1 protein-coding gene is annotated in these 939 nt (G+C 32.2%); it reads left to right on the forward strand.

Features of this window, described 5'->3' with window-relative positions:
* Positions 1 to 236 precede the first annotated feature (236 nt).
* Positions 237 to 686 carry a molybdenum cofactor biosynthesis protein MoaE gene (locus CRYPD_RS07735; RefSeq protein ID WP_138146992.1) on the forward strand — a complete coding sequence of 150 codons (450 nt, stop codon included), beginning with the start codon at positions 237 to 239 and terminating at the stop codon, positions 684 to 686.
* Positions 687 to 939: the final 253 nt, after the last annotated feature.

A 939-nucleotide genomic window follows, 5' to 3' on the forward strand; every position in this document is an offset into this window, starting at 1 on the left:
ACTGGCATGAATATTTTTAAAGAAATGCAGCGATTAAAAAGCCTAAGGGATTATTACATCCAGTGAGTAAAAAAGGCTAAAAAGAGAGAAATAAGGCTAAAAAAATCAGACAAACAAGGTGTTTTTTAGATTTTTATGGAAAAATACGGAAATTTTGAGCTATTTTTTTTTGAAAAATTGCAAGGGTTGAAAATAGGATGGGGAATTATGAATTATGAATTATGCAAAGGTCTCTTATGAAAAAAATAGCCATACAACAATTCGATTTTGATTTATCAACAGAAGTTGCACTTGCACGAAATAACGATAAAAGTATCGGTGCAATAGTGAGTTTTGTAGGCACAGTACGTGATTTAGATGATACATCAATTCAAAAAATGACACTTGAACATTATCCAAAAATGACTGAAAAAGCATTAACAGAAATTGCTGACCAAGCGTATCAACGTTGGAAATTAGGCTGTATCGTCATCATTCATCGCATTGGCGATTTACAAGTTAATGAGCAAATTGTGCTGGTGATTACCACCAGTAAACACAGAAAATCAGCCTTTGAATCTTGTGAATTTATAATAGATTATTTAAAAACACAAGCACCTTTTTGGAAAAAAGAACACACCGAAAAAACCAGCCAATGGGTTGGCGCAAAAACCACAGATGAAAATCAAACTAAGCGCTGGGATTGAGAAGCTTATTAAAATCCTCAGGGATGACGAATTCAACCCATAAGTGTAATACTTTCATTTAAACAATCTCTTGAATTCGCATAACAAGTGCAATTTTAATTGTAATTAAATAGCCAGTTGTAATAAACTATAAAACCCCAACAATTTCAGACAACAATTTAATTTTTCTTATTTCGAACCCGTTAAACTAAACAAAAAAATCGGAGTAAAAAACGAGTAAAAAACGAACCAAATATACCTCAGCATTCAAGAC

The organism is Bathymodiolus heckerae thiotrophic gill symbiont (genome assembly GCF_900180345.1).
Classification (GTDB): domain Bacteria; phylum Pseudomonadota; class Gammaproteobacteria; order PS1; family Pseudothioglobaceae; genus Thiodubiliella.

Excerpts from the sequence above, each read along its gene's own strand:
- CRYPD_RS07735 (WP_138146992.1), top strand. The coding sequence starts at position 237 with ATGAAAAAAATAGCCATACAACAATTCGATTTTGATTTATCAACAGAA.